A 1,629-nucleotide genomic window follows, 5' to 3' on the forward strand; every position below is an offset into this window, starting at 1 on the left:
CGCCAGCAAGCACTTGGCCGGCGTCGGCGTCGCCTTCTACCTGCTGCTCGCGCTGCGCGCCGTGCTGCGCGAGCAGGGCGCGTTCGCCGTCGCCGACCAGCCGCGCCTCGACGCCCTGCTCGACCTCGTCGCCCTCGGCACGGTGGCCGACGTCGTCCGCCTCGATCGCAACAACCGCTGTCTGGTCGCGCAAGGGCTGAAGCGCATCCGCGCCGGCCGCATGCAGCCCGGGGTGGCGGCGCTGTTCGCGGTCGCCGGCCGCGACCCGCGGCAGGCGAGCGCGGCGGACTTCGGCTTCTCGATCGGGCCGCGCCTGAACGCAGCCGGGCGCCTCTCGGACATGAAGCTCGGCATCGAGTGCCTGCTCACCGACGACGTGGCGCGGGCGCACGAGCTGGCGGGGCTGCTCGACGCCATGAACGTCGAGCGGCGCAGCCTCGAGGCGGGCATGCGCGACGAGGCCGACGCGCAGGTCGACCGGGCCGTGGCGCTGGTGGGCAGCGTCGATGCGGCCGTCGCGGTGTTCGATGCGTCCTTCCACGAGGGCATCGTCGGCATCATCGCCTCGCGCCTGAAGGATCGCCTGCACCGGCCGGTGTTCGTCTTCGCGCTCGGGCAGGACGGGTCGTTGAAGGGATCGGGCCGCTCGATCGACGGCTTTCATCTGCGCGACGCGCTCGATCTGCTCAGCAAGCGGCAGCCGACGCTCCTCAAGCGCTTCGGCGGCCACGCGATGGCCGCCGGCTGCACCATCGCTCGCGAAGACTTCGAGGCGTTTCGCGCCGGCTGGATCGCCACCGCGCGGGAGGGACTCGGCAGCGCCGCCCTCGAGCGCACGCTCCTCAGCGACGGGCCGCTCGACCCCTTGCACTTCGACGTGGCGACGGCGCGGCTGCTCGACGCGCAGGTCTGGGGCGCCGCATTCGATGCGCCGGTCTTCTGCGACGCGGTCGAGGTCGTGTCGCAGCGGCTCGTCGCCGAGAAGCACCTGAAGCTCACGGTGAAGGTCGGCGGGGTGCAGCGCGAAGCGATCTGGTTCGGCCGCAGCGAGCCGGTCGGCGCACGCGTGCGGCTCGCCTGGCGCCTCGGCCTCGACGCCTACAACGGGGTCGAGCGCGTGCAGATGGTCGTCGTCGGCAGCGAGTAGCACGCCGGCCCCCGAGTGCCGACCGGAGCCCTGCCGGGCACGCGCGCAGGGCGCGCCACTATGATGCGTCGAGACCTGCCTGCGATGAACGCCGACCTGCACTGCCACTCCAACGTCTCCGACGGCACGCTCGAGCCCGAGGCGCTGGCGGCACGCGCGAAGGCGAACGGGGTCGAGCTCTGGGCCCTCACCGACCACGACGAGCTCGGCGGCCAGGCGCGGGCGCGGGCCGCGGCCCGCGCCGTGGCCCTGCCCTACCTCACCGGCACCGAGATCTCCGTGACCTTCGCCGACGTCACCGTGCATATCGTCGGCCTCGGCTTCGACGCCGACGACGAGGCCCTGCGCGCGGGCCTGGCGGCGACGCGCGGCGGCCGCGAGCAGCGCGCCCGCGAGATGGCCGGCGAGCTGGCCAAGGTCGGCCTCCCGGGCGCCTACGAAGGCGCGCTAAAGTACGTCGGCAACCCCGACCTGATCTCGCG

At 73.6% G+C, this 1,629-nt stretch carries 2 protein-coding genes; both read left to right on the forward strand.

Annotation, left to right across the window (positions count from 1 at the left end; genetic code table 11):
- On the forward strand, positions 1 to 1,147 hold a 1,147-nt coding region (locus AC30N0_RS15470; protein ID WP_489518795.1), incomplete at its 5' end, for a single-stranded-DNA-specific exonuclease RecJ.
- An 84-nt stretch (positions 1,148 to 1,231) separates the two neighbouring features.
- The coding region (locus AC30N0_RS15475; protein WP_489518796.1) for a PHP domain-containing protein at positions 1,232 to 1,629 on the forward strand (398 nt) is incomplete at its 3' end.

It is taken from the genome of Rhizobacter sp., from assembly GCF_031412495.1.
In the GTDB taxonomy this organism is placed as follows: domain Bacteria; phylum Pseudomonadota; class Gammaproteobacteria; order Burkholderiales; family Burkholderiaceae_C; genus Schlegelella_A.